Annotated in this window: 5 protein-coding genes, 10 tRNA genes and 1 rRNA gene; all 16 read left to right on the top strand. The window is 39.8% G+C overall.

Annotated elements, in window-relative coordinates; all coding sequences use genetic code 11:
• Positions 1-190: 190 nt before the first annotated feature.
• The 16 genes from rrf (at position 191) to ACIQAA_RS31730 (ending at position 6,173) form a co-directional block, all read left to right on the top strand.
• Positions 191-307, top strand: a 5S ribosomal RNA gene (gene rrf, locus ACIQAA_RS31805).
• A gap of 11 nt (positions 308-318) precedes the next feature.
• Positions 319-393: transfer RNA gene (locus tag ACIQAA_RS31800), tRNA-Asn, on the top strand.
• A gap of 26 nt (positions 394-419) precedes the next feature.
• Positions 420-492: transfer RNA gene (locus tag ACIQAA_RS31795), tRNA-Thr, on the top strand.
• A gap of 20 nt (positions 493-512) precedes the next feature.
• Positions 513-587, top strand: a tRNA-Glu gene (locus ACIQAA_RS31790).
• Between the two features lie 35 nt (positions 588-622).
• A tRNA-Val gene (locus ACIQAA_RS31785) sits at positions 623-698 on the top strand.
• A 35-nt stretch (positions 699-733) separates the two neighbouring features.
• Positions 734-809: transfer RNA gene (locus ACIQAA_RS31780), tRNA-Thr, on the top strand.
• Positions 810-887: 78 nt separating this feature from the next.
• Positions 888-972: transfer RNA gene (locus tag ACIQAA_RS31775), tRNA-Tyr, on the top strand.
• Positions 973-1,020: 48 nt separating this feature from the next.
• Positions 1,021-1,095: transfer RNA gene (locus ACIQAA_RS31770), tRNA-Gln, on the top strand.
• Between the two features lies 1 nt (position 1,096).
• Positions 1,097-1,169: transfer RNA gene (locus ACIQAA_RS31765), tRNA-Lys, on the top strand.
• Between the two features lie 57 nt (positions 1,170-1,226).
• Positions 1,227-1,301, top strand: a tRNA-Gly gene (locus ACIQAA_RS31760).
• Positions 1,302-1,304: 3 nt separating this feature from the next.
• Positions 1,305-1,380 (top strand) — tRNA-Ala (locus ACIQAA_RS31755).
• A gap of 296 nt (positions 1,381-1,676) precedes the next feature.
• Positions 1,677-2,573: an arginase gene (gene rocF / locus ACIQAA_RS31750; RefSeq protein ID WP_402627737.1), complete on the top strand. Its 897-nt coding sequence runs from the start codon at positions 1,677-1,679 to the stop codon at positions 2,571-2,573.
• A gap of 211 nt (positions 2,574-2,784) precedes the next feature.
• Complete coding sequence (gene sigW / locus ACIQAA_RS31745) at positions 2,785-3,348, top strand: RNA polymerase sigma factor SigW (RefSeq protein WP_402627734.1); 564 nt, start codon at positions 2,785-2,787, stop codon at positions 3,346-3,348.
• 16 nt (positions 3,349-3,364) lie between these two features.
• Entirely contained in the window at positions 3,365-3,988 is a 624-nt protein-coding gene (locus ACIQAA_RS31740) for a zf-HC2 domain-containing protein (protein ID WP_402627732.1), read from the top strand.
• A gap of 132 nt (positions 3,989-4,120) precedes the next feature.
• Positions 4,121-4,954, top strand: coding sequence for a diadenylate cyclase CdaA (gene cdaA, locus ACIQAA_RS31735; protein WP_402627729.1), 834 nt, complete (start codon positions 4,121-4,123; stop codon positions 4,952-4,954).
• A complete protein-coding gene (locus tag ACIQAA_RS31730; protein ID WP_402627726.1) occupies positions 4,947-6,173 on the top strand; it encodes a CdaR family protein in 1,227 nt (408 codons plus the stop codon). The genes cdaA and ACIQAA_RS31730 overlap by 8 nt, the downstream gene beginning before the upstream one ends.
• The last annotated feature ends 34 nt before the right edge of the window (positions 6,174-6,207 follow it).

Here is a 6,207-nt window from a genome sequence, read left to right as displayed (position 1 = left end):
GGTGGAAGCGCGGTAACGTGTGGAGCTGACTGATACTAATCGTTCGAGGACTTAACCAATTTTTAAGGTGAACTCGTTTTACAAACTTCTTCTGAAATTATCTAGTTTTGAGGGAATGAATTTTTTTCAAAAACCTCTTGAATTTTTTTCGAAAGACAGTATAATAGAAATTGTCTTTGAGAAAAATAGGTCTGGTAATAATGGCGAGAAGGTCACACCCGTTCCCATACCGAACACGGAAGTTAAGCTTCTCAGCGCCGATGGTAGTTGGGACAAACGTCCCTGTGAGAGTAGGACGTTGCCAGGCCTTTATATTGTTCCGCAGTAGCTCAGTGGTAGAGCTATCGGCTGTTAACCGATCGGTCGTAGGTTCGAGTCCTACCTGCGGAGCCATTTTTATTTAAATTAAAATTAGCTATGCTTCCATAGCTCAGTAGGTAGAGCACTTCCATGGTAAGGAAGAGGTCAGCGGTTCGAGCCCGCTTGGAAGCTTTCCTATTTTTTAACAATACGGCCCCTTGGTCAAGTGGTTAAGACACCTCCCTTTCACGGAGGTAACACGGGTTCGAATCCCGTAGGGGTCACCACTTTATTTCGCTAATACGATAAAGTTTCCTTATATGGAGGATTAGCTCAGCTGGGAGAGCATCTGCCTTACAAGCAGAGGGTCGGCGGTTCGATCCCGTCATCCTCCACCATAATTACTTCACGAAGTAAATAATATTTAATATGTGCCGGGGTAGCTCAATTGGTAGAGCAACTGACTTGTAATCAGTAGGTTGGGGGTTCAAGTCCTCTCGCCGGCACCATGCTTCTTACTTCTTGAATCAACTTCAGCGGAAGCATGCGAAAAATCCCAGAAGGGATTTTAAACATTTTTAATAAGTGGAGGGGTAGCGAAGTGGCTAAACGCGGCGGACTGTAAATCCGCTCCCTCCGGGTTCGGCGGTTCGAATCCGTCCCCCTCCACCACTTATATTTTTACTGAGTATTGGACATACTAGTAAATGTACTAAACATTGGGCTATAGCCAAGCGGTAAGGCATCGCACTTTGACTGCGACATGCGTTGGTTCAAATCCAGCTAGCCCAGCCAAGAGCCATTAGCTCAGTTGGTAGAGCATCTGACTTTTAATCAGAGGGTCGAAGGTTCGAGTCCTTCATGGCTCATCAGTTTATAAATTGGCCCCAAGAGATTGATATCTCTACGGGTCTTTTCTATGAAAAGCGGAAGTAGTTCAGTGGTAGAACACCACCTTGCCAAGGTGGGGGTCGCGGGTTCGAATCCCGTCTTCCGCTCCATATGGGGCCTTAGCTCAGCTGGGAGAGCGCCTGCTTTGCACGCAGGAGGTCAGCGGTTCGATCCCGCTAGGCTCCACCAAGGTTTTTTACGAAGTAAAATAACCATCACACTACATATAAACTTTGCCTTAAATCACTTGGATTTAAGGCTTTTTTATTTTTTGCTTTGTTTAAATGACCGTAATAAAAGGAAAAACGAAAAAGTGGTAACCATGCAGCTTTCATGATGAAGTAATCAAACTACTACCTTTCTTAAGCCAAAACCTAACACCTTAAATAAAACCAAACTTCGTATATATATACATAATTTTGTCGAGTTGAGTCATCGCTATGAAAACGGTTAAAATAGTATTTATGAAGGGTAGGAGGTAAAGTATGAGGAAGCTATCTATAATTGGAATGCCGATGGATTTAGGTCAAATGAGACGGGGAGTTGATATGGGACCTAGTGCTATCCGATATGCGGGGATAAATGAAAGACTGAAACCACTATTTGATGAAATTCATGACATGGGGGACATTCCGATTGGAAGACCTGAAGTGGTGATCGATAAAGAATCTAACTTAAGGAATTTAGATCTTGTATCTGAAAAAAGTACCTTACTTGCAGAAAAGGTCGACGAAGTAATTCAATCAGGTTCATTTCCGCTTGTTTTGGGTGGAGACCATAGCATTGCCATTGGAACTTTAGCAGGTGTTTCGAAGCATTACAGTAACTTAGGGGTAATTTGGTATGATGCACATGGTGATTTGAACACGGCAGAAACTTCACCTTCCGGAAATATACATGGTATGCCGTTAGCAGCAAGTTTAGGAATTGGTCATCGTTCTTTAACGGATATCGGAGGATATTCCCCAAAAGTAAAACCAGAGCACGTGGTTATCATCGGTGCAAGATCTCTTGATGAGGGTGAAAAAATCTTAATTAAAGAAAAAGGCATAAAAGTATACACCATGCATGAGATTGACAGACTAGGGATGGCTAAAGTGATGGAGGAAACGATTGCCTATCTAAAAGAAAGAACAGATGGTGTTCACTTATCACTAGATTTAGATGGATTAGACCCTAATGATGCTCCCGGTGTAGGAACTCCGGTTATGGGCGGTATTAGTTATCGTGAGAGTCATTTGGCAATGGAAATGCTTGAAGAAGCGCGAATTATAACCTCAGCAGAATTTGTAGAAGTCAATCCTATTTTAGACGAAAAGAATAAAACGGCTGGGGCAGCTGTTGAATTGATGGGCTCCTTGTTCGGTGAAAAATTACTATAATGATTAAGCAGGCAGCTTTCCTTGAAAGCTGCTATTATTGTTTCCTTCCGCTATTCCTTCCCACAGTAAAAAAACTTTTAAGCTTCCTTTTATCCAAAATAGTAAATTTTTGTTAATATAAAAAGTATGTAAGAAAGAAATGATTTATATTGAAACCTTTTTGCTATTGATTCGTAAGATTGTATAGCGGTATTGGAGCTGAGAAAAATAGATGGAAGCCCTTATAAAAAAAAGAATTAAACAGGTGATAAAAGGCGATCAAGATGCATTTGCTGAAATCGTTGAGATTTATAGTAATAGTATTTATCAGCTAGGTTATCGAATGCTGGGAAATCGCCACGAAGCAGAAGATATTGCACAGGAGGCCTTTATCCGTGCATATGTTAATATCAAGTCATTTAATCAGGATTTAAAGTTTTCAACTTGGTTATTTCGGATTGCAACAAATTTGTGTATAGACAGGATAAGAAAGAAAAAGCCAGATTACTATCTTGATGCGGAGGTCTCGGGCACTGACGGCCTCACGATGTATTCACAGCTGGCCTCAAATTCTCCTTTACCTGAAAATGAGTTGGAAAGTCTCGAACTTCAAGAATCCGTTCAAAAGGAAATTTTAAAGCTTCCTGAAAAATACAGGTCTGTTATTGTTTTAAAGTATATTGAAGAGTTGTCTTTAAATGAAATAAGTGAAATTCTTGATTTGCCGTTAGGTACAGTCAAAACGCGGATCCATCGGGGGCGCGAGGCGTTACGTCAACAATTACGTTATGTGTGATAAGAGGTGAAACACGTTGAAGTGTGATGAAGAAATCGTTGAGTTAATGCACGAATATTTAGATGAAGAAATTGACCCCAAAAATGAGATGATTTTAAGAGACCACCTCAAAAGCTGTAAGGAATGTGAGACACTGTTCAATGAATATAAGAAGACTATTGCGGTAGTAAAAGGAACTTCTAGAATGCAGGCACCGCCCAATTTTACAGCGAAGGTAATGGCCAGCCTCCCAAAAGAAAAGAAAAAGGTCAGCATGCAAAGATGGTTACGAAATCATCCGTTAATTGCGGCTGCGTCATTATTTTTAGTCCTTATGACAGGAAGCGTATTTTCAACCTGGAATCAAGAACGTGAATTTTCCGTTTCGAAACAAGAGAATTTAGTAGTTCAGAACGGTACTGTAATCGTCCCGGAAGGGGAAGTAGTCAAAGGTGATGTCATCGTCCGAAACGGGGAGCTAAGAATTGAAGGTGAAGTGCAAGGAGACGTCACAGTCATTAATGGGGAACAGTATTTAGCTTCTGCCGGCCATGTAACCGGGCAAATTGAAGAGGTAAATGAAGTCTTCGATTGGATTTGGTATCATATGAAGAGGATTGCTTATGAGGTAATTGATATCTTTAATGAAGGTGAAGAATAATAGTAAGAAGTCACTCCTAGTGAGTGATTTCTTTTTTAATGATATGTATAAGAATGATTAATAATAAGTACATGTTTATTTTATGGTATAATAAATTGGTTATAAGTTAGACAAATTTACGGAGGAAAAACAATGCCGTTTTTTGAGGATTTTACTATATGGAAGTATTTAGCTAGTATTGTTGATATTCTCCTTGTTTCGTGGGTCATTTATAAACTGTTAAACCTAATCAAAGGAACCAAAGCTGTACAATTATTAAAAGGAATTGTTGTTATTCTCCTTATAAGAGTTGTTAGTGAGTTTTTTGGCCTAAATACGCTGAGCTGGTTAACACAGCAGGCGATTGATTGGGGATTCCTAGCCATTATCATTATCTTTCAGCCAGAACTTCGGAGAGCCCTTGAGCAATTAGGAAGAGGGCGGTTTTTTTCACGAAGCAACGGTCCGGATGATGAAGAGCAAGAGAAAATGGTCGAAGCGATTGTTAAGGCCACAGACTATATGGCTAAACGGCGCATAGGTGCCTTGATTTCCATTGAAAGGGAAACAGGGATGAGTGATTACATAGAAACAGGTATTCCATTAGATGCGAAAATTTCTTCTGAATTACTCATAAATATTTTTATTCCAAATACACCGCTTCATGATGGCGCTGTTATTATTCAAAAAAATAATGTAGCCGCCGCTGCTTGTTATCTTCCCTTATCCGAAAGCCCTTTTATCTCAAAGGAGCTTGGTACTAGACACCGAGCCGCTTTAGGAATAAGTGAAGTCACAGACAGTATTACAGTGGTTGTTTCTGAAGAAACCGGAAATATTTCTTTAACCAAAAATGGGGAGCTTCATCGAAATTTAACATTAGACGCATTTAAAGAATTGATTTCTCATGATTTAATTATCACTAGTACGAAAGTAAAACCGGCTTCTTCAGCTCGTTGGAACTGGAGGGGAAAGAATAATGGATAAACTGATGGATAATCCCTGGTTTATAAAAATACTGGCGTTATTAATGGCCGTCCTGCTTTATTCTGCTGTCCCGAATTCCGGAGGGAAAACAACAGAGATCAATGTGCCAGGGGAAATTACTACAGAGACCCTAGCTGATATTCCAGTAAAGGCTTATTATGATACCGAAAACCTTGTAGTTTCAGGAATACCAGATACGGTGGAAGTAACGATCGAAGGTCCAATGCCACATGTTCAGTCAGCCAAGGCTTTAAAAAACTTTGAGATTTTTGTTGATTTAACCAATGCTAAAATAGGTAATCAAAAGGTGAAATTTGAAGTAAGCGGGTTATCTGAAAAGTTAAAAGCCACAATCAAACCAAGTACTTTAACGGTGGCCATTCAAGAAAAAGTAACAACTGAATTTACGGTAGAGGCTGAATTTAATAGTGACTTGATAAAAGATGGTTATTCAGCGGGACAACCTGCCGTTAATCCAAAAAAGGTGAAAATTACAGGTGCAAAAGATGTAATCGATCGAATTACATATGTTAAAGCAGCGCTTGAAGGCAAAGATCTACTTGATAGTACGGTCACTAAAGAGGCACAGGTACAGGTGCTTGATAAGGATTTAAATAAACTGAATGTAGTGGTTGAGCCGGCAACTGTAGAGGTCACCATTCCGATAAAAAGCAATGATAAAACTGTACCTATTACCATCATTGAAAAAGGAACTCCACCAGACGGGGTCACAATTGAATCGATTGACTTGGATGTAAAAGAAGCAGTAATTTCAGGTGCAGAGGATGTACTAAAAGATACTGATAATGTCCGTGTTGAAGTCGACGTAAGTAAGATTAGTGAGAATACGACGATTACTTTACCCGTGATTATCTCAAATGGAATAACAAAGGTATCACCTGAAACAGTAGAGGTCACCGTTGTAGTTAAAAAAGAGGAAGAGACCACTGTATCAGGTATCCCTATAAATATAAGGGGATTATCCGAACAATATGAAGCGGTTATTAATGACCCTTCCAATCAATTAGTAAGTTTATTAGTCTTTGGACCAGGTGCTGCTACAGGGCTTGGACCAAACAACTTCAATATTTTCGTTGATTTAACAGGCTTTACAGAAGGTGATCATAATGTTCCGATTCAAGTCGATGGACCACCGGATGTAAATTGGAAACCTGATAAATCATCAGCAAAAATAACTATAACGAGAGACAACGCATAAAACACAGCAGTATACATGATAAGGAGCGATTTTG

The sequence above is a fragment of the Neobacillus sp. NPDC093182 genome (assembly GCF_044754045.1).
Note: the sequence above shows the minus strand (reverse complement) of the source record. Positions and strands in the feature narration are given on the sequence as shown.